Source organism: Marisediminitalea oceani (assembly GCF_003731635.1).
GTDB classification, from domain to species: Bacteria; Pseudomonadota; Gammaproteobacteria; order Enterobacterales; family Alteromonadaceae; genus Alteromonas; species Alteromonas oceani.
The window spans coordinates 78,939-100,535 of record NZ_RCUA01000034.1; the positions used below are offsets into that span (position 1 = coordinate 78,939).

Here is a 21,597-nt window from a genome sequence, read left to right on the forward strand (position 1 = left end):
TAGCATTAACTGGCAGGGTAGAGGGGCGATAGTCCCTGCCCGGAAGTGCTTTGCTGGTTTGGCAGGTTCTTCAGCTTATTAAGCAGTGCAGATGGATCCCACTTTGCTGGCTGCGTGGCATAGCCAGCTGCCATCATAGCGTCAACCTCCGGTTTTATCTGTTGCTCTATTTGCCAGCGTTTAGCCGCAGAGAACTGACTAAGCCACTGGTTAAGCGCCGGTTGGATTTTCCGGATATCGCCCTGACGAACAATTTGCTGTAACTGATTGGCTGACGTTGTGGGTTGGGCGGTCTCTGCCTGCACAGGTGTAAAGTTGCGCGGGCCACGTTTTTTAAGCTGAACATAGGTAAACAACCAGCCAGTCAATGTAAGCAGCCAGAGCGCTAACATGATGGTGTGCAGGTTATCCCACTCGTTTTGTGCTGTCTCAGCCGTTGTTGGCTGAGTTGGCGTTTGCTTTGTTTCTTCTGCCGGTTGAGGCGCGGCCGGTTGCATTGGTGGCGGAGTAGCTGCTGGGGTTGATTGTCCGGAAGCGGCTATCACGTTTACCGTGCGACTGGGCAGTTTTGCGTATTCGGTTTTGCCGGTAGACACATTAAACCAGGGCACTCTGACTTCCGGAATAATATAACTACCTGCTTTGGTTGGGATCATGGCAACTGATTCGGTGCGTTGTACAATCAGGCGGTTGTCTTTTTCTGCCGATGCGCTGTTAGCCTGGTCCGGGTACAGTTTAAAATCCGGCGGATAGATTTGTTCAATCTCCGGCAGTTGCTCCTCTACCACGCCTACCGCAGTAAGCGTAAGAGTGCGGGTAACTGGCTCACCTACAGTAAAAGTATCGCTTTGCCATTCTTCATCCAGTTGTACAAAGTCGCTGGGTAACCAATGATAATCCACTTCAGCGGGAATGGGTTTCACCTCTACCTGCACATCCGGACCTACCCGGTTGATAGTTTGAGTACGATTAAAAAAGCCAAAGCGCTGGTTGGTGTTAGGAGCAATCACCTCACCGGAGAATACCGGGCCACGAATGGTAAAGGTGCCGGATTGCTGGGGTAACACAGCAAAGTTACGCTCCACAACCTGATAACGACTACCATTCACCAACTCTGTGTATTGCTTGTCATCACCGAGTTGTTGGATTTGCGCGTTTTCCAGTTCTGGCGCTTGCAGGCTGCCGCGCTCAATTTGCGAAGACAGATATAGCTTTACGGTATAACGCAACTGCTGCTGTAAATACACCGAATCGTTGTTTACTTCAGTACTCACGTAATAATCCCGCGCAGGGGCGTTATCTCCTTGCTGAACCGGAATAACCCGTACCTCCACCGGCGCACTCTTTTGCCCTTCAATGGTAAATGCAGGGATGGTAAATGTTCCGACCTTACGCGGAAACAAGGTGGTACTCCAGGTGGTAGTCCGCCGGGTATCGAAGTTGATAATTGAGGTTTGCGAGCTGACAGAAGTGCGTCCCACAACAAAGTCACTGAGCAATACCGAGCTGTCGAAAGCTTCTCTTTCGGCATCGCCTTCGGCGGTTACGGTTAGGGTGATGGCTTCATCGAGCATCACCGGGTTTTTATCCACGGTCGCAGTGACGCTGGTTACTTCTGCGTGGGCTGAAAAGGTCAGTAACAGTAACCATATAAACCAATGGCGTTGTTTAAGCATTACCAATCACTCCGGGTTGAATCTGGTGGGCGGCGATACTGCCGCTTCTGGGATTCCAGTTGCATTTTGCGTTTAAGTAAGAAAGCAGGATCATCAGGGACCCGCCGCAACAAATTGTTCAGTCGCTGCTGGGTTTCCTTATCCCGCTCGCTCTGTTCCTGTTGACCTTGTTGGGCCTGAGACTGTTGTTCGTCTTGCTCACCTTGCTGCTGTTGTTGTTCTTCGGACTGTGCATTCTGGTCGTCCTGTTGCTCGCCTTCCTGTTGCTCCTGCTCAGACTGTTGATCGGCATTTTGCTGATCTTGTTGCGAGTTTTGCTGTGAATCCTGCTGATTCTGACCATTTTGCTGGTCAGAGTTTTGTTGATCCTGTCCGGATTCACCCTCCTGTTGGTCAGACTGCTGCTGATCTTGCTGCGACTGATCCTGTTGATTCTGGTCCTGTTGGTTTTGTTGATTCTGCTGTTGTTGGTCCTGCTGTTCCTTGAGCTTTTCGATCAACGCTTTGTTGTCTTTGGCGTCAGGGAATGTCGGGCGTTTTTCCAGCGCTTTATCGTAAGCGGCTATTGCAGCATCCAATTGACCGGCTCTGGCCAACGCATTGCCCTGATTATAATACCCGTCGGCAGTGTCAAGCTGACTATAGGTCTCGGCAGCCGCCGCATAATCACCTTCACGGTACTGAGCTGCGCCTTTCCAGGCCGGGTCCTCAAAATTGCTGCTTGCGGCGTCATATTGTGATGCGTTATACGCTTCGAGACCTTGCTGATCAGCATTTAAGAAGGGTTTCTTCCACCAGGGCAGACCAGGCATATCACTTTGTGGCGTTTCTTCACTTTCAGCCGCAGACTGCTTTTCTTGTTGTTGAGCGCTGGCTGGCGGCGTGGGAAATGTCAGGGTTACTGAGACTAACAGAGCAAAGATTAAACCGCGCTTAAACGCAAAGGCGGCAATGGGTAATAACAATAGTAGTAAGTAAGGGCCGGCCTCGCGCCACTCATCACCCTGGTTGTTATTGTCATTATCCTCGGTTTCGCGGTTTTCAAAGCGGCCCGTTGCTGAGAGCTGGCGAATATCGGCATCATTGGCTGTTAACTCGGCAAAGGTGCCACCACCTTGCCGGCTAAGCTGTTGTAGTGCGCCAGCATTCAGTTTAGGTACCACAATTGAGCCATTATTCCGTTTAAGCAATTCGCCGTTAAGCTGCTTGATAGGTGCACCTTCTTCGGTGCCGACACCCAGAATATTCACCTTGAACGGGGTTTCAGAAAGAAAGTCGCTTAATTCTTTCATTTGAGAAATTTCCACGCCATCGGTGATCCAGTAAAGCATACCATTCTGAAAGCCGGCATTGGTCAGCAGAGTTTCAGCCAAGCGTAACCCTTGTACCGGATCGCTGCCAGCAACCGGCATAATTTCCGGGCTTAATCCAGGTAGCAGCGCATTGAGGGTATTGGCATCCTCGGTAAGCGGGCTGATCACAAAGGCATCACCGGCATAAGCCACCAGGCCCATGTCACCTTCGTCAATCAGATTAACCAGATCGATAGCTTTGTATTTAGCACGGGACAGGCGGTCGGGCGCTATATCGGTGGCACGCATGGAAAGCGACATATCCAGCACCAGCACGTGGCCGGTTTTAACCTGATACACTGGCTGCGGAATACGCTCCCAGGTTGGCCCTGCCAGGGCAATAACGCCTAACAGCCAGGTAAGCGCCAGAAACGGCACAAACAGCGAAGTAACAGATTGTTGTTTGCCGGTAATTAAATGCTGGTAAAGGTGACTGGCAATCACGCCCTGCCAGCCAGTTGCTTTAGCGCGCCATCGTTTAACAAACCACACTGCTACTAGCAGGGGAATGAGCGCATAGAACCATTCCGGACGTAAAAAATGAAAATCAGCAGGCAATAACATCATTCGGCTGACATCCTCATTGCAAAGAGTCGGCGCCAGAGCAGACTAAACAGCAGGCCAATTACCGGCAATATGCTTAAAATCAGTGCCAGCGCCAGCGGATAATAATACAGTGCTGTGAGTGGACGCATTTTGCGTTCATCACCGGCGATCGGTTGTAGTTGGTCGAGCATGGCGTAAATTTGTTCCAGCTCAGCGGCATCCCGGGCCCGGAAGTACTGACCACCGGTTGCTTTGGCGATGTCGGTCAGCATGCTTTCATCCAGTTCCTGTGAAGGATTGACCTGACGACTGCCGAAAAAGCTGTTCACCGTCATAACATCTGCACCCACACCAATGGTATACACGGTAACACCGGCATCCACTGCCAGCTCTTTAGCCTGTTCCGGCGAGATATTACCAGCGGTATTTTGTCCGTCGGTGAGCAAGATCAGTACACGGTTGGAGTCGGTTTTAAGCTCAAAACGCTTTACTCCTAATCCAATGGCATCGCCAATGGCGGTCTGTTCGCCTACCAGGCCGATAACGGCCTCATCGAGTAAGGTGGCAACGGTTTCTCTATCGTAAGTCAGCGGTGCCTGCAAATAAGCGGTATCCGCAAACAGTATAAGGCCAAGGCGATCGCCGACGCGACGCTTAATAAAATCATGCAATACTGATTTGATCATGGTCAGGCGGTTTACCTGACGCCCATTAACCAGCATGTCTTCAATTTTCATACTGCCGGACAGGTCCACCGCAAGCATCATCTCCCGGCCTTCGCTGGGAATACTCACCGGCTCACCAAGCCATTGAGGGCGGGCGGCCGCTAGTACCAGGCATATCCAGATAACGGCTGCCAACAAGTGTAGCCACACCGTTGAGCCTTTTGAGGGCTGCGTTTCTGGTAAGTTGTTCAACAGCGTTGGCACGCGTAGGGCCACTTCTGCACTCTGGGTTCTGCCGCTGAGTAGCCGGATTATCCACGGCAAAGGTAAAATACAAAGTATCCACCACCAGGCAAACTCAAACATTGTGGTTTACCTCCGGTGTGCTCACAGATTCGGGCGCATGCTTTAACCTGGCTTGTTGCAGCCAGAGGCTCACAGCGTGATGCATTTCAGTTAGTTGTTCACTATCCGGCGCAGCCGGCAGATAAGGGCTCTGGCAAAGGGCTTCCAGCCCTGGCTTTGCTTTGGCCTGATGCTTGTCGGCCAGACAGTTCAAAAGTAAATGTTGCCAGGCACTACCGTAGGCTGAAGCGGAATATCCGGCATCAAAATAATGGAGGGTGACCCGCTTGAGTAATTGATTGGCTTTTGCCGGGTAGTGGGCATCTACACTCAAATTTCTGTGTAACGCGATGGCCTCACGGCGGGCCCGGTTAAATCTGATGTGGCGGATTATCATACAAACTAAGCCACATAACAGCGCCACTACGAGCAGTGCAGCAACCCACCATCCCCAGGCGAGAGGCCACCAGTCTACGCCTTGCGGTGTATGAATATCTTTTAACTGAGCTAACGGGTCCACTGTGACAACCTCCGTAAGCGTTCAAACTGTTCAGTAAGCGGCAGGCCGGCATCAATAAAACTCAAAGAGGTTTTACATTGCTTGAGGTGCGACTCAACTGCCTGCCAGCGAGCCTGCTGACTGGATGAATAATGACGGGCCAGGTTGCTGTCGCCTAACAGCCAGGTTTGTTGCTGTGCGCCGTTGGTAACATTCACCGGCTGTAAGCGATGCGTTACCGGCAGTTCCCGTTCCAGCGGATCGGTAATAGCCAGTGCACTAACTTCGCAATGACGGCTGATTTGCATTAAATGCTGCAAAGCACGCTCTTCTAATTGCAGAAAGTCACTGATCACATATACCAGGCTTCCTGGTTTTGCCAGACGACGCAGGCGAGCCAGTGCGCTTTCCATATTGGTATCAGGCTGAGCAGATTGTTGGCTACGGGCATCATTCTGACAGCGCATGAGTTCGTGGCAGATAGAAAGCACGGCGCGTTTACGGCTGAGCGGTTTGCACTCGGCGTGCATATAATCGGAATAAACCAGCGCGCCCACTTTATCGCCGCGTTGGGCTGCGGCCCAGCTGATTAACGCCGTTAAATGCGCTGCCTGTACCGACTTGAGTAATAACTGCGTGCCAAACTGCATAGAGGAAGACATATCGCACAAAATAAATACCGGGCGCTCGCGCTCTTCACGGTAAACCTTGGTATGAGTTTTACCGGTGCGCGCAGTCACCCGCCAGTCAATTGCGCGAATATCGTCGCCGGGCTGGTAATGCCTGGCTTCGTCGAACTCCATGCCCCGGCCCTTATGCTTAGTCAGGTAACTGCCTGCCAAACGCGCCTGTGGCGTTCTCCGCGGGGTTAGATCCAGCAGGTTGGCAAACTGTCGGTATTGCAGTAACTCTTTGACACCTAAGTGAATGCCGTCCGACTGCAATCGTGCTAAATAAGATTGCGCAGTCATGATTTAAGGTACGGCCACCAGATTTAAAATTTTATCGAGCACCTGATTGGTGTTTACGCCTTCGGCTTCTGCCTGATAAGACAAAATAATGCGATGGCGCAGGGCATTGTGAAATACTGCCTGAATGTCATCCGGGCCAACAAAGTCACGGCCAGCCAGCCAGGCATGCGCCCGTGCACAGCGGTCCAGTGCAATAGTGGCACGGGGGCTGGCACCAAACTCAATCCATTCGGCCAGCTCCGGTGCGTAGTTTTCCGGACGACGGGTAGCCATGATCAGCTGCACCAGATAAGTCTCCAGAGCAGGGGCCATGTGCAGTGCTAAAGCAGCTTTGCGAGCGGCAAAAATATCCGCCTGGCTGAGACTGGGCGGTACCGCCTGCGGTGCACTCAATTCCTCGTTGCGGGTTAGCTGCAGGATTTGCAGTTCGGTATCGGCATCCGGGTAATCAATCTCCAGATGCATTAAAAAGCGGTCCAACTGGGCTTCTGGTAATGGATAAGTCCCTTCCTGTTCCAGCGGGTTTTGAGTGGCCATTACCAAGAACAGCTCTGGCAGCTTGTAGGTTTTGTTACCTACCGTAATTTGATGTTCTGCCATGGCTTCAAGCAGTGCCGACTGCACTTTGGCCGGGGCCCGGTTAATTTCATCGGCTAACACCAGGTTATGAAACAGTGGTCCTTGCTGAAAAACAAATTCGCCGGTCTCCGGGCGGTAGATATCCGTGCCTGTGAGGTCGGCAGGCAGTAAGTCAGGAGTAAACTGTACGCGGTGAAAGTCACCATCAATACCTTTAGCCAGCGCATTGATGGCACGGGTTTTTGCCAGCCCGGGAGGTCCTTCTACCAGTAGATGACCATCAGCCAGTAATGCAATTAACATATTGAGCGTAAGTTGAGACTGACCAATTATCTGTGAGTCGAGGTATGCGTGTAACTGTCTGAACTGCTCAGCTGCCATAGGAGAATCTTACCTTTTTATGTTATTGAAAATGCAAAATAATGGGTAAAAATTGCGCGATATCCGTTGGACCGGTACCGGCACTGAACCGATAGGACTTTTCAGGGTCTTAAAGGTTCCCGCTAAAATGGGCAGAAAGCCATTTTTTGCTTGTCCAATTGTTGTTATATCAACAATCTGTAATAGGGTCGCTTTATTTTGTTTCAAGAGATGTCCGTCCTCAAGTGAATAAATGTTGCAAAATATTCCGCCGCACATTTGCTATTTGTTTAATAGTTTGTAAAAATCTGCCCACTAACTACAGGTCAGACCACTTGATGGTCGCAAATACAGGTTGAATTGCATGGCTAAACAACAATCAGTCACAACGCGCAACGGCGACAGGATCGCAATTGTTGCCGGCCTCAGAACGCCGTTCGCAAAAATGGCGACCTATTTTCACGGCGTGCCCGCTGTTGATTTGGGCAAGATGGTGGTAAACGAACTACTTGTTCGCAATGCGGTGGATCCCAAGCTGGTTGAACAACTGGTGTACGGCCAGGTTGTACAAATGCCTGAAGCGCCCAATATTGCTCGCGAAATCGTGCTGGGCACTGGTATGAACGTTCACACTGATGCCTACAGTGTCTCCCGTGCCTGTGCTACCAGTTTTCAGTCTACCGTGAATATTGCCGAGTCGATGATGGCGGGTAATATTGAAGTCGGTGTGGCAGGTGGTGCCGATTCAACGTCTGTATCGCCTATCGGGGTATCGAAAAAACTGGCCAGAGCGCTGGTGGATTTGCAGAAAACTAAAACGCTGGGGCAAAAATGGGCCGTGCTCAAAAAACTGGGCTTAAAAGACCTGCTGCCGGTACCTCCTGCAGTAGCAGAATATTCAACCGGATTATCCATGGGACAGACGGCAGAGCAAATGGCTAAAAGCCATGGCATTACCCGTCAGGCTCAGGATGAGCTGGCGCACCGTTCTCACAGTCTGGCGGCAGAAAGCTGGCAAGCTGGTAAGCTGGCCAACGAGGTCATGACTGCCTATGCCGAACCTTATAAAGGCGCGCTGGAGCAGGATAACAACATTCGTTTTGACTCTAAAATCGAAGGGTATGCAAAGCTGCGCCCGGTGTTTGATAAAAAGTATGGCTCAGTTACGGCCGCGAATGCCACGCCGCTTACCGACGGCGCTTCTGCTGTACTGATGATGACAGAAAGCAAAGCGAAAGCGCTGGGCTATACCCCGCTGGGTTACATTAAGAGTTATGCGTTTGCGGCAATTGACGTGTGGGAAGACATGTTGATGGGGCCTTCGTATGCAACGCCCATGGCGCTGGATAAAGCGGGTATGACGCTGAACGACTTAACCTTAATCGAAATGCACGAAGCCTTCGCTGCGCAAACGCTGGCCAATATCAAAATGTTCGCCAGTGACAAGTTTGCTCAGGAAAAACTTGGCCGCAGTAAAGCCACCGGCGAAATTGATATGGACAAGTTTAATGTCATGGGGAGCTCTATTGCTTACGGTCACCCGTTTGCGGCCACCGGCACCCGAATGATCACCCAAATGCTTAACGAACTGAACCGCCGAGGCGGTGGAACCGGTCTGTTAACTGCCTGTGCGGCAGGTGGATTAGGTGCAGCGATGATTGTGGAGACAGCATAATGACAGAACAAACTCAAAGCGCATTTACGCTGACCAGACAGGATAACGGTATTGCCATATTAACCATGGACGTGCCGGGGGAGTCGATGAACACTCTGAAGGCAGCGTTTGGCGAAGAAATGACCGTCCTGCTGGATGAAATTGAAAATGACAGCAGTATTAAGGGCGTTGTGTTGGTAAGCGGTAAGGATAATTCATTCGTTGCCGGTGCCGATATCACCATGCTGGATGCTTGCTCTACGGCAGAGGAAGCCATGGCACTGGCCAAAGGCGGGCAGGATATCTTTAACCGCATTGAAAATATGCGCCAGACGTTTGTAGCGGCTATTCACGGGCCTGCGCTGGGCGGTGGCCTGGAATTGGCAATGGCGTGTCATTACCGAATTTGTACCGAAAGCTCAGCGACCCAGTTGGGCCTGCCAGAAGTGCAGCTCGGTCTGTTGCCGGGCAGTGGTGGCACGCAACGCTTACCCAAACTGGCCGGTATTCAGCAAGCGATTAAAATGATGCTGACGGGGTCTTCCGTTCGCGCTAAACAAGCCAAAAAATACGGCATAGTGGATGACGTGGTACCGCGTTCTGTGCTGGTTGATGTCGCTTCTCAATTTGCCGCTAAGTCGAAACCTTCCCGTAAGGCCGAACCGAAAGGGCTGGTAAATAAGTTTCTTGAGGGCACTGCCCCGGGGCGCAATATTGTCTTTAAAAAAGCGGGTGAGCAAACCCAGGCCAAAACACGCGGCAATTACCCGGCACCACAACAGATCCTTGATGTGGTGGCCATTGGCATAAACAAAGGCATGCAGGCGGGCCTGGAAGCAGAGGCTAAGGCTTTTGGTCAATTAGTGATGACGCCAGAGTCAAAGCAGCTGCGGCAAATTTTCTTCGCTACAACAGCGATGAAAAAAGAGTCTGGCGTTGCTGATGTCCCACCAGAGAAAGTTAATAAGGTGGGTGTGCTTGGTGGCGGTTTAATGGGCGGCGGTATCGCCTACGTTACTGCTACCAAAGCAGGTGTTCCGGTGCGGATTAAAGATATTCAGCCGGCTGGTATTGCCAATGCCATGAAGTACAGCTATGACTTGCTCAATAAAAAGGTTAAGCGCCGCTTTATGCGTAAGTCTGAGATGCAAAAACAAATGGCATTATTAACCAGTACGCTGGATTACTCGGGCCTGCAGGACGCCGATATTATTGTTGAAGCGGTGTTTGAGGATGTTGGCCTTAAGCGTAAAATGGTGGCCGATGTAGAGCAGGGGTGTAAAGCCGACACCATTTTTGCCTCGAACACGTCATCCATTCCTATTGCTGAAATTGCCGCCGAGGCTGAGCGCCCGGAAAATGTTATCGGTCTGCATTACTTTTCGCCGGTAGACAAAATGCCGCTGGCAGAAGTGATTGCCCACGAGAATACCTCCGATCAGACAATTTCTACCACGGTGGAGTTTGCTAAAAAGCAGGGTAAAACACCGGTAGTCGTCAAGGATGGGGCGGGGTTTTACGTTAACCGAATTCTTGCTCCTTACATGAACGAAGCCGCAAGTCTTATTCTGGCCGGCGAGCCTATCGATCACATTGATAAAGCGCTCCTTAACTTTGGTTTCCCGGTAGGACCGGTGAAGCTGCTGGACGAAGTTGGTATTGATGTAGGCACTAAAATTATTCCTATCCTTATGGATGCCTTTGGCGAGCGTTTTACCGCTCCCTCAGCGTTCGATAAAGTGCTGGCAGACGACCGCAAAGGTAAGAAGAATAAAAAAGGCTTTTACGACTATAGCGGCAAAAAGCCAGGTAAAGCGGTAGATGAGAGTATTTACCCGCTGCTGGGTGTTTCCCCCTCTAAGAGCCGCAGTGAATCAGAGATTTCAGAGCGCTGCGTGCTGATGATGCTTAATGAAGCCGCACGCTGTCTGGATGAAGGGGTTATCCGTAGCGCCAGGGACGGTGATATCGGCGCTATCTTCGGAATTGGTTTTCCACCATTCCTTGGTGGACCTTTCCGCTACATGGATCAGTTAGGTGTCGCAAAAGTGGTGGAGCGGTTAAATTACTATGCTGATAAGGTCGATGCCAAGTTCAAACCAGCGGCTGTACTGGAAACAATGGCAGCCGAAAACACCAACTTTTATTAACCCAGTGTAACTCAAATGTTAAAAATCCGGCTTAGGCCGGATTTTTTCATTATAAGCCAAATAAATGATGGTTTTGTTACCAAAAAAGGGTACTATGCGCCCGCTGAAAATGTTGAGTGTTTTTCCAGCAAGTCAAAAAAACCTTATAGATTAAAAGGGTGTCAATATGTTGACAGTGATTTTAGTTTGTCTGGCCAGTAGCTGTTACTTTTTTGTCGAAGCGACAAAAGCCGGACTATCGGCAAAGCAGTGGGCGTTAGTAGGGTTATTAATGGGCCCGCTGGTGTGGCCAATGTTTTCTATAAGCCGCCATGTGCGGATGAGAAAGGATTGCGGCTTTAATAACGCCTATTTGCAGGCGTAGCAGGCATAAAAAAAGGAGCCTGAGCTCCTTTTTTAGAATTCTTGTAGAAGCTTAAATGCGAACACCGCCAGTTTTAGGCTTGTAAGACTGGGTTTCAGTTGCGACTTCTTTTTTCTGTACAGGAGCTTTCTGTGCGCCTTCTTGCTTATCGGCTGCTACAGGTGCGGTTGTAGAAAGTACTAGGGCTACTGCGTATGCTTTCAACATCTTTCTTTCCTCGTTATATTCTTATATACAAAACAAACAAAACTGATTGACAATCCTCATTGTCATTCTTAGTAATGCGAACCCTATGCCAACTTTTAAACTCCTTTAAAAACAAAGGCTTGCAGCATCCATTTGGACGGCGTCAATTTTCCGTTGCCGGAAATTATTGCCGTTCTATGCATTTATCTGCCGCTTGTCAGAATACTTAAGGTAAAAGAGTCAAAAAATTGCCTTTATTCGATAAAAAGGCGCCAATTAGCACACATTTAAATAAAAGTGACAAAGTTATTTATAGTTGTAACTGGTTAATAACATAAGGGGTTTTATCGAGGACTGCCTCAAATAGCAGCGTACGGACAAGTTGGAAGGCATTTAGTAGTAAAGTGAGTTTAAACTCTTAAGCATGAGCATTAATCGCGGCTAGTTTATTTTGATGCACAGGGCTCATGGGATAGGTGAATGGCATCGGAAAATGAGGAGCGCCTGCGATAATAGCCCCACAGGCTTAGTTAGGTTGGAGAAACCTTATTGATGATTTTATGTAGCAAGCTGTTTTCACGTAGCAGCTTCTCGAAGCGTTCGGCATTGAGCGGTTTGCTGTACAGGTAACCCTGCAGCATTTCGCAATCGTAGCGGCGCAGAATGTTAAGCTGCTCTTCATATTCTACCCCCTCGGCAACCACTTTCAGGCCGAGATTGTGCGCGATATTTATAATTGCTGCAGCCATATGACGGTCGACATTACTGTTGGCGATATCATCAATAAAGGCTTTATCGATTTTTAAGGTATTGAGAGGGAATTTCTTCAAATAAGCCAGTGAAGAGTATCCCGTACCAAAGTCATCCAGTGCCAGGTGAATACCGCGATCACGCAGCCGCTGCATCATTCTGAGGCCTTCTTCCGGGTTTTCCATCAGGGTGCCTTCTGTAATCTCACACTCTAAGTGAAGAGGAGACAGCCCTACCTGACGAAGCACGTTTTCTATGCGGTCATCAAGGTCTGGTAATTCAAACTGTTTCGCCGAAATATTAACCGCCACCCGGCCGCTGAATAAGCCTTCACTGACCCAGCGCTTGGTGTCTTCGCAGGCTTTGCGCAAAACCTGCTCGCCAATCTCGATAATCTGCCCAGTTTGCTCAGCCAGTGGAATAAACTGCCCCGGGCTTACAATGCCTTTATTGGGGTGTTCAAAGCGTACCAGCGCTTCCATGCTGACCAGCTTACCGGTGGTAATATCCACTTTAGGCTGATAATAAACAGTAAACAAATTGTCTTTTATGCCCTGACGGATCAGGTTTTCGATCTGAAGCTGACGAACGGCGTTCTGGTTCATTTCGCCACTGAAGAACTGATAACTGTTACCGCCGTTGTTCTTGGCAAAATACATGGCCGTGTCAGCGTTTTTCAATAATTCCTGGGGAGAGGAGCCATCTTCAGGGAATAACGCTATACCAATACTGGCACCTAACACAAACTCTTGCTTGTTGATGATAAATGGCCGTGAAAGGGTGTTTAAAATACTCTGAGCAAAGTGGGTGATAGTATGTATATCCGAAAAATCTTCCATCAGAATACTGAACTCATCACCGCCGAGGCGATAGCAGGTAGAGTTGCTGTCGGTCATGCGCTGGATACGCTTAGCGATTTGCTTAATCAATATATCCCCGGTTTGGTGACCGAGCGAGTCGTTAATTTTCTTAAAGTTATCCATATCCAGGCAGAGTAGGGCATGGGGAGTCGCCCGGCGCACCAGGTTGCTATGACTGGCCTGGAAAAACGAACGGTTAGGTAACTCGGTGAGCGGATCGGAGTTAGCCAGTTTCAATAATTCTTTTTCTGTACTCTTACGAGAGGTGATGTCTGAAAATACGCCTACAAAGTGCGAGATACGACCGTCGTCGTCGTGCACCGCATCGATATTCAGCTCGATTTCGTAACGCTCACCATTTACCCGGCTACTTTCAACTTCACCGCTCCAGTTTCCTCTGGATCTCAGTGTTTTCTTAATTTCTTCGGTAAAGGCTTCCGGATACTGATGGAAATACAGATAAGTTGCCAATGCCTGATCCCGGGTTTCACCGGTGTAGGTACAGTAGGCATTATTCACGGAAATAAAACGGAATTTAGTATCGGTGATAAATACGCCTTCTGAAATGTTTTCGATAGAGCGTTTAAACAGGTTGAGCTGCTCTTCGGCGTCTTTCAGATGCTGAATATCTTTTAATGTACCCGTCATTCGAATGGGCTCATTATTGTGGTCACGTTGTACCACTTTGCCGCGATCAAGTATCCATAACCAGGTGTTGGTGAAGGTTTTAGTACGGTAGGCAATTTCGTAAAAGTCAGTTTTACCTTCCAGATGCTCTTTCAGAGCATCCTGAACGCGCTTAAGGTCGTGAGGGTGGATGTTTGCGTCATAAGCGCTGCTGGTGCGGATGTCGTCCTGGGGAAAGTCCAGTGTGCCCCAGGTGTTTGACCGGTAAACCTGACCACGGTAAACATCCCAATCCCATAATTCATCACCGCTGCTCCAAAGTGTGAGCTTCAAGCGTTCTTCCGACTCAGAGACGGCGATTCGTTGTCGACGACGAACGTGGTATTGACGAACAACATACAGTGTAATAATTGCCGCAAAGAAACCATAAAATATTAAAGCCGCAGGGTGTAGCCATGGTGGCGGTAAGATCGTCAGGTTTAACTCACGAGAGGGGGACCAGGCTTTACCGTCTTCCTGAGCTTGCACTTCAAACGTATAATCACCAAAAGATAAGTTGTTGTAAGGAGCTTGTCTTTCTTCTCCAGCTTCTGTCCAGTTCTTATCTAGTCCTGTTAATCGATACCGGTATTTTACGCTTGAAGGTGAAATTGCATTTAGCAATGTAAAGCCAAGACTAAAGCGAGAGTCATTCACGGATAAAGTTAGCGAATCCTTTAGATTAATTGGCTTATCAAGAACTGAGTTCTGTTTACCATACTCTTGTTCTTTCCCAAAAATCTTTAATGAGACTAGTTGCGGCTTCTGTGAGGGAGTGTCGGTAAAATGATCCAGAGAGAGTAACTCAGGGTGAAAATAGTGAAATCCTCTGTCGCCGCCGAATACCAATGCGTTTTCTTTTGTTTTGGTGACAGCACCCTCTGAATAATCGTTTAATTCTAATTTGGTGCTAGAGAGGTTTAATACAATCTGTAGGTTTGGTAACAAGACCTGTTTAATCTCATTAGAAGCTGTAGAAATCCAAATCGAGTCTTTTAATCCAATAGAGGCTAGTATATTTGCATCTATATTGAGCGAATGATTCCGGACAACATTAAATGTCTTTTTATCGACTTGGAAGATTCCCGAAGCTTGTGTTGTTAACCAGTAATAATTACCCCACAAATATACTGATTTTACTCTTGCTAATAAATTTTTCTGGTCCGATTTAAGGTTGATAACATTACTAACTGAATCGGCTTCAGGATCGAAGATTGTGACCAGACCTTCAGATGAAAGCCAAACTTTACCATCGCGGTCTGTATACACCGGCGATGACATTTTATCTTTCAATGAATCTGAGTGGAATTTCAACTTATAATTTTGAGAAGGGGACGAATGGTCTGTGTTTTCTCCTTCAATGGATATTAGTCCTTCTTTCTCTGTCCATGCCCAAATGTTTCTTCCAACAAGATGGATGTTATCGACTATTTCACCCTTTAAGAAGGTCTTCTGTAGTTCAAGTTTGTCACCATTGACTCGATAGAGTTCTATACCTTTTGAAGTGGCAAGCCATATCTGGTCGTACTCATCAATTGCCAAATCCCATAACTGATTAGCCCGGTCATTCAAGAATATTATCTGGTTAGCGTCATAAAAATTGAGACGGCTAAGGCCTGCACTTTGGGTTGCGATCCAAAGGTTCCCTTTACTGTCTTCCCTAATACCCCAAATCCGTGGAGAGCCACTATCCTGTTCTGAATTTGCCACCGGATACAATCTTAAAACATTAGACCCAGCAGAGTGACGATAGAGCCCCTCAACGGTTGCTAGCCATATTGATGACGCAGAGTCTTTGTATATTCGCCGAACAAATTGATTATCCAGGTAGGTCAGGTTTTGCATCTCTGCATCAATTACTATCAGCTTTTCTTTTATTGTGTTGTAAGTACCAAGTCCATCTTCAGTACCAAACCATATGACACCATTCGAAACTTCAGCAATTGAGCGAACAACTTCATTCTTAAGGTTTGGATAGTTTGCTTTATTTACTCGTTTAACAATTTCGCCATCATTGTTCAGAACGATAATTCCCTGGTTCGTAGCTATCCAGTATTGACCATCAATAACCTGGATATCAAAAACGGCATTGGCTGGTAGATTGATGCCCCAAGGGTTTACGGACTTTAATGAATAAAGCTGACGGCGTTTCTTGTCGTAAATGTACGCACCGGAGGCAAACGTCCCTATCCAAATGCGTGTTGGCTCATTGCGGATTTCTTCAATCTCATCCGGGAAGTCAACACGTTCATCTAATAATGATAATGTCCCCGATTTTTGATCAATTCGGTAAATATTTGACGCATCAGCTATTAGAATATCGCCTGATGCATCTTCATCAATGGACCAGATTTCATTGTTTCTTAAAACTGAATTATTGTTGTCGTAGACCTGAAAATCGTCTGTGTCCGGGCGATATTTGGCCAGCCCCTCATAAGTCCCAATCCATAAGTCGTCATTTGACGAAACGAACATTGTTCTGGCAAAGCCTTGAGGTATTGAGGTTGGATTAGTAGGGGAGTGTTTGTATTCTTTAAACTGATAACCATCGAAGCGAAACAGACCTTCAATAGAACCTACCCAAATGTACCCTCGTGAGTCCTCAACGATTGACATGATGGTGTCTTCAGGCAGGCCGTCTTCTCTGGTGTACTCAGTAAATTTGATATCAGTAAGCACCGTGGCAGCAAAAACTGCACGGGTAAATAGGAATAGCACTGAAATTATCAGTGCAAAAGTCGTTCTTTGGGTTGAGCGCACCATACACCTTTGGCATTGACTGCCTTATCTTTTTTTTACTTCTTATCGTGTCTAGCTTCCCTACTATCCGCTACCCAATATGCCCAATAAACAGCGTCTCTACAAGGTTTTTTTTGATTGCCACCACTGCCTGTGTATTTCTTGGGCAACCAGTGGTGACGGCAGGGGGAAAGAGGGTATTTATTGCTCAGAGGTAAAATTCAACTTTAGACTTAAAATCCGCGATATTCGGAATAAAGACGTCATTTGCCACGTTCATGGTTTTAAATTTACCCGGGGCAAACAATACCAGCTGTCCGAAAGTCTGGTTGAGATTCATGTCTGTGGCGTAGCGTTCGATATCGCTGAATCGCATCGACTCGATAGCCTGTGCAAGGCGTTGGTTGGTATTAAGTTGTGGGTCTCCGGCGCCCAGGCTTTGCCAGATATTTTGTGAGCGCATGGACTGATTAATATCGACATCCTGCAACTGTTTTAACAGGTTGCGCTGAATGTGTGGCCAGTAACCTTCGTAAAACGCTTTTTCACTGGTTTGCTGCTGCAAAAACGTGGATATGTGATCGAGCAAAACCTGTGGTGCATTGTTAGGACTTTGAATGTAAAAAGCGATGCCCGGATGCTGATTATGCGGAACATAACCAGTGCCCACAATATAGCCGAGTTGTTTCTCTGTACGCAGGGTAGTAAAGAAGGAACCCGCCAGCATTTGCTCCAATACCATGCACATGGCGACATCCTGGATGTCATTGCTGGGCGCCTGTAAATACAAAACAACTGCGGCGTCATCGTGCTCACACGTTACTTCATGATATAAGGTTTTGCCTACCGGTAGTTTGGCAACCGGTCGGGGCAGCGGCGGCGCTTTGGCAGAGACGGTTTGTGTCAGTACACTGTCAACAATGCGTTGGGCAGCGCTGGAAGACCAGTTACCATGAATCAACCCGTCAACATGGTAATAATCAAAGGCTCTGTCCCGTAGTCGCTGAATATCATCAAACTGACAATGCTGCACGGCATCCAGCATTTCTACCGGCGCGTGTGTGTTCTTTTGAATTAATACGCTCAGGCGCGAGAATAAGCGGTTGATCGGCTTATTTAGCAGTGTGTTATGTAAGCTCTGACACTGCAGTACCTGCACTTGTTTAAAGGTCTGTGGATCCGGTGTGAATCCTTTGATGGCATCAATCAAATGATTCAGTAATTGCCCTTGCTGGGCACTGAACCCACGGGTGTGGATACTGAAGCCACCCTGATGGCCGTATATCCGGTAATGCAGTCCGGCAATTTCCGCCCGGTAAAACCGGCCTTGCAGAAAATCATTGAGGGCTGCCAACCATAGCCGCTTAGCCGCTACCTGATGAATATTTTGCGCCAGAGACGGGATGTCAAAAGACACGAAAATATCGCCTTTGGGTACATTGAATATGTGATCCTGACAAAACCAGAAATCAAATCCTTTATTACTCACTAATTGTTGCGGTAGTGCAAATTGTGCTTCGTGTTTACAAAGGCTGTAGCTATCACCAATAAAAGGATTGGGAGGCGACATAAATATAGCCTGCACCGGGCTGGGAGTCTGCCACGCTGTCAGTTGCTGCGCTGTATAAGGTTCAATCGCATAGGCTGCATCGTAATAAGCACACCTTTTAGTGGTATGCACGCCCTGAGCGATGACTTTCACCCGCATATTCGCCGGCGTAAAATAAGCCAGCGCATCACACAAGCTTTGCTGAGTTAAGGTTTCAGAAACACAGGCTTTGGCGATGTCATCCCAGCTAAAATACTGGTGTAGTTCAGCCAGTTCACTAATCGCCTGCAAAGGCTTATGGGAATCATCGTATTGCCGGGCTAACTGATTCAGCTTGGCTTTTTCCTGCAGGCGCCATTCTTCCGTAGCGGCTTGCTTAAGTTGCTCAATAACGTAAAACACCGCGTTGATGATTTCGTTTTGGTGTTTAAGCCCGCTCTCGGTAAGTTGCAGGTTAATATTAAAGTCTTTGAAATTCTGTCCTTCGATACCAGAGCCAGCAATCAGATTGCTGGCCCAGCCTTTGGCTTTTAGATAGGCAAACAAGCTGCCTGAGGCCTCATCGCCGAGTACATGGCTGATAAAATCCAGCGGTTTGCTACTGATATCCAAATGCAAGGCTGGCAAAGCAAAGGTAATGATCAGGCGTCTTGCTGCCTGCAACGGCTCAATATTAATTTGTGTGCCTAACTGATCAGCCGTATACAGTGGCGGTAACTCAAGTTCTGCAGCGGAGCCAGCGTCGAGCAGGTTAAATGATCCTTCAAGCCACGGAGTTAACTGACTAACGCTAAACGGGGAATAAACACACAGGGTAAGGTTTTTCGCGCAATAATACTGCTGATGGAAATTACTGAGCATTTCTTTGAGCGTAGACACCGGGAACTGATTAAATATCAGTTCATTGCCAACCGAAAACTTGGCAAAAGGATGCGCCGGGTTGGCCGTTTCTTTATGGATTTGATAGAGCCGCCGTAAGTCATCCTTGCGCTTGTAATGATACTCCGCATCGATGGACTGGATTTCAGCTGCTATGCGCTCCTGATTAAAGTGGGGCGCTCCCAGCATCGCAGCTAAAGCGGGCAGTAAGCGTGGCAAAGCCTGGGCATGAGCCTGAAAATGGTAGTTGGCAAATTCGGTCCCGGTCCATGCGTTGATAGAGCCGCCAGCCTGTTCAACCAGATCATTAATGCCATTTGGCTCAGGGATGAGGTCGTTGCCCATAAACAACATGTGTTCCAGCAGATGCGCAAGACCGGGGCAATCTGCAGGGTCAAAGAAGTGGCCAGCCTTACAGCTAACCGACACGCAGCAGGTGTCTACTTCAGGTTTATGAATAACGAGTACCCGGAGTCCATTTTCGAGAACAAGTGATTCAGTACTGTTTAAGTCCTGGGAAATATTCAATGTATTTGTCTTCGCTTATTCGCTTATTATTATACTTCCGGCCCGGCTCACGGACTGAGTTCTCCCACCTTAGTCTAAGTCAATGCGATAGTACTAGGCGAGGGGCGCGACCTTTGTTATCGTACACTTGTCATTTCTCATCATATTAGCAATGTTATGTCAGGTCAAAGTAGCAAAGACGACATTTTAATTTTTATCATGCGCCATGGTGAGGCCGAGGGTCTCCTTACCGATGACAAGAGCCGGCGGCTTACTGCCGTGGGCAACGCGGAAGTTGGGGCTTCCAGCCATTGGCTGGCTGAGAGCTATTGCCTCGATAACCAGATTGCAACCGCACTGGTCAGTCCATACACCCGTACCCGTCAGTCTTATCAGCAGGTTGCCAATACTCTGCATGCCAGTCAGTTTGAAATCTGCGCCGACATCACGCCCGATGGCAATGTAAAACTGGTTCATGATTATGTCGACGTACTTGCCCGGCAGAGCATCAAGAACAACGCTGGTCAGCCGCTATTGCTGGTTAGTCATATGCCATTTGTATCGTTTTTTCTCGACGAAATCTGCGATGTGCCAAAAATGTCATTGTTTGCCACCGGCTCAGTGGCGGTGGTGCGCTATTCATTAAGCCGAAGCAAAGGCGTTTTACTCAAGCACTATCAGGGGCTGTAACTGGCAGACCAGCTATGAGCTGGCATTATCTGCAATGTTCTCAGCTTTGAATTTCTGGTTATTCTGACAAATTTTCTGCTTTAGAAATCCGGCCGCTTTCCGATATAGAACCTGTAGTGAATCTATTATTTGAGAGTGTATGTCTGGCCAGTCGATCCCTGAACAGTTGCGTAAATCGCTTCAGCGTCATGTTGAGGAAGCAGACCTGCATGAAGATGAAGAGCTGACGCAACTGATGGGCAAACTAAGTGATTTGTCGGCCAAGGTGGCAGCGGCCAAAGCGAAGGCTCTGGCCAAGCGGAAAATTACTCGTTAGAAGTTGGCGCGCTTTCCCGGAAATACTCAGGCATCACCCGCACGGTTTTAATCATATTTTCGTTAATATCAATAATTTCAATTGGATATCCTGCTAGACGTAGGCTGACATTGTTCTCCGGGATTTCTTCCAGGTATTCCAGAATCAAACCGTTAAGGGTTTTCGGGCCCTCGGTTGGAAAACTCCAGTCCATCTCTTTATTTAATTCACGAATGTTGGCGCTGCCATCCACCAAAACGCTGCCGTCCTGTTGAATGGATACTTCCTTGCTGTGATCGGGCAGGTTAGTAGTGGTGAAGTCACCAATAATTTCTTCCAGAATATCTTCCAGCGTTACCAGACCCTGAATATCGCCGTATTCATCAACTACCAGGGCAATCCGCTCTTTCTCGGCCTGAAACTGATACATCAGGGTATGCAGTGGAATAGACTCGGGTGCAAAGTAGATTTCCCTAACTGCACGAAGCAGCGAGGCCTTGGTAAATTGATCTTTGGACAACAAGCGCAGGGCATCGCGCACGTGCACAAAGCCAACCGCATCATCAATACTATCGCGATACAACAACACGCGGGTATGTTGCGCCGTTGTAAGCTGTTTTTGAATGATTTTCCAGTCGTCATTAATATCAATGGCAACAATATCACTGCGCGGCACCATTATGTCTTCTGCAGTGACGTTTTCTAAGTCCAAGATGCTAACCAGCATGTCCTGGTGCTTTTTAGGGATCATGGTTCCCGCTTCATATACCACCGTTCTAAGCTCTTCCCGGCTGAGGGAATCGCCCGCACCGTCATGCGGCCTGATACGCATAATTGCCAGAATGCCGTTGGTAATGCCGTTAATAAAGGCAACGAAAGGGTAAAGAACTTTCAGTAATGGCGACAGGATCAGCGAGCTGGGAAAGGCAATTTTTTCCGGGTACAGCGCAGCCAGTGTTTTGGGCGTCACTTCAGCAAAAATCAGCAGGATAATAGTTAGGCCAATCGTGGTGGCAAACACCGCCCAGTATTCGCCAAACCAGCGGGTACAGATAATGGTCGCAATGGCTGAGGCGGCAATATTGACCAGGTTGTTACCAATAAGGATCAAACCAATCAAACGGTCCGGACGATCGAGGAGTTTCTGGACCCGGTTAGCCCCGCGGTGCCCTTCGCCCTGAAGGTGCTTTAGGCGGTAACGGTTGATAGACATCATTCCAGTTTCTGAACTGGAAAAATAGGCTGAAAGTGCAATCAAAATGCCCAGTGCAATCAGCAGTGCACTGGTAGATATGTCGTCCAACTAAGGAATCCC

15 protein-coding genes are annotated in these 21,597 nt (G+C 48.3%); 5 read left to right on the top strand and 10 right to left on the bottom strand.

Annotated features, from left to right (window positions below):
- Positions 1-5: 5 nt before the first annotated feature.
- Genes D9T21_RS11860 through D9T21_RS11885 form a run of 6 tightly spaced genes read right to left on the bottom strand, consistent with a single transcriptional unit; the run spans position 6 to position 7,014 of the window.
- Positions 6-1,676 carry a BatD family protein gene (locus D9T21_RS11860; RefSeq protein WP_123325141.1) on the bottom strand — a complete coding sequence of 557 codons (1,671 nt, stop codon included), beginning with the start codon at positions 1,674-1,676 and terminating at the stop codon, positions 6-8.
- Positions 1,676-3,595 carry a VWA domain-containing protein gene (locus D9T21_RS11865; RefSeq protein ID WP_123325143.1) on the bottom strand — a complete coding sequence of 640 codons (1,920 nt, stop codon included), beginning with the start codon at positions 3,593-3,595 and terminating at the stop codon, positions 1,676-1,678. Before D9T21_RS11865 ends, D9T21_RS11860 begins: the two co-directional genes overlap by 1 nt.
- Positions 3,592-4,605: a vWA domain-containing protein gene (locus D9T21_RS11870; RefSeq protein WP_123325145.1), complete on the bottom strand. Its 1,014-nt coding sequence runs from the start codon at positions 4,603-4,605 to the stop codon at positions 3,592-3,594. The genes D9T21_RS11865 and D9T21_RS11870 overlap by 4 nt, the downstream gene beginning before the upstream one ends.
- Complete coding sequence (locus tag D9T21_RS11875; RefSeq protein ID WP_123325146.1) at positions 4,598-5,104, bottom strand: DUF4381 domain-containing protein; 507 nt, start codon at positions 5,102-5,104, stop codon at positions 4,598-4,600. Before D9T21_RS11875 ends, D9T21_RS11870 begins: the two co-directional genes overlap by 8 nt.
- Positions 5,092-6,057: a DUF58 domain-containing protein gene (locus tag D9T21_RS11880; RefSeq protein WP_206427264.1), complete on the bottom strand. Its 966-nt coding sequence runs from the start codon at positions 6,055-6,057 to the stop codon at positions 5,092-5,094. The genes D9T21_RS11875 and D9T21_RS11880 overlap by 13 nt, the downstream gene beginning before the upstream one ends.
- A complete protein-coding gene (locus D9T21_RS11885; protein WP_105936771.1) occupies positions 6,058-7,014 on the bottom strand; it encodes an AAA family ATPase in 957 nt (318 codons plus the stop codon).
- Between the two features lie 343 nt (positions 7,015-7,357).
- Between D9T21_RS11885 and fadI the strand changes: the two genes are divergently transcribed.
- From fadI to D9T21_RS11900, 3 genes are all read left to right on the top strand, one after another.
- Positions 7,358-8,668 (top strand): acetyl-CoA C-acyltransferase FadI, encoded by a 1,311-nt coding sequence (fadI, locus tag D9T21_RS11890; protein WP_123325149.1) that lies wholly within the window; start codon positions 7,358-7,360, stop codon positions 8,666-8,668.
- A complete protein-coding gene (gene fadJ, locus D9T21_RS11895) occupies positions 8,668-10,797 on the top strand; it encodes a fatty acid oxidation complex subunit alpha FadJ (RefSeq protein WP_123325151.1) in 2,130 nt (709 codons plus the stop codon). Before fadI ends, fadJ begins: the two co-directional genes overlap by 1 nt.
- 166 nt (positions 10,798-10,963) lie before the next feature.
- Positions 10,964-11,161, top strand: a complete 198-nt coding sequence (locus tag D9T21_RS11900) for a hypothetical protein (RefSeq protein ID WP_123325152.1) — start codon at positions 10,964-10,966, stop codon at positions 11,159-11,161.
- Between the two features lie 51 nt (positions 11,162-11,212).
- Here D9T21_RS11900 and D9T21_RS22725 read toward each other — a convergent pair whose 3' ends face one another.
- The 3 genes from D9T21_RS22725 to D9T21_RS11910 all read right to left on the bottom strand — a co-directional run bounded on the left by D9T21_RS22725 (position 11,213) and on the right by D9T21_RS11910 (position 19,318).
- Positions 11,213-11,368, bottom strand: coding sequence for a hypothetical protein (locus D9T21_RS22725; RefSeq protein ID WP_164464664.1), 156 nt, complete (start codon positions 11,366-11,368; stop codon positions 11,213-11,215).
- 509 nt (positions 11,369-11,877) lie between these two features.
- Positions 11,878-16,341: an EAL domain-containing protein gene (locus tag D9T21_RS11905; protein ID WP_241155701.1), complete on the bottom strand. Its 4,464-nt coding sequence runs from the start codon at positions 16,339-16,341 to the stop codon at positions 11,878-11,880.
- Between the two features lie 229 nt (positions 16,342-16,570).
- The gene (locus tag D9T21_RS11910) at positions 16,571-19,318 is read right to left on the bottom strand and encodes an insulinase family protein (protein ID WP_123325154.1); all 2,748 of its coding nucleotides are present in this window, start codon (positions 19,316-19,318) and stop codon (positions 16,571-16,573) included.
- Between the two features lie 156 nt (positions 19,319-19,474).
- Here D9T21_RS11910 and sixA point away from each other — a divergent pair, with 156 nt between their 5' ends.
- A complete protein-coding gene (gene sixA / locus D9T21_RS11915; protein WP_123325156.1) occupies positions 19,475-19,987 on the top strand; it encodes a phosphohistidine phosphatase SixA in 513 nt (170 codons plus the stop codon).
- Positions 19,988-20,126: 139 nt separating this feature from the next.
- Positions 20,127-20,303, top strand: coding sequence for a hypothetical protein (locus tag D9T21_RS22730; RefSeq protein WP_164464666.1), 177 nt, complete (start codon positions 20,127-20,129; stop codon positions 20,301-20,303).
- Here the strand turns inward: D9T21_RS22730 and D9T21_RS11920 are convergent.
- Positions 20,293-21,585 carry an HlyC/CorC family transporter gene (locus tag D9T21_RS11920; protein ID WP_123325158.1) on the bottom strand — a complete coding sequence of 431 codons (1,293 nt, stop codon included), beginning with the start codon at positions 21,583-21,585 and terminating at the stop codon, positions 20,293-20,295. The genes D9T21_RS22730 and D9T21_RS11920 overlap by 11 nt on opposite strands.
- Positions 21,586-21,597: the final 12 nt, after the last annotated feature.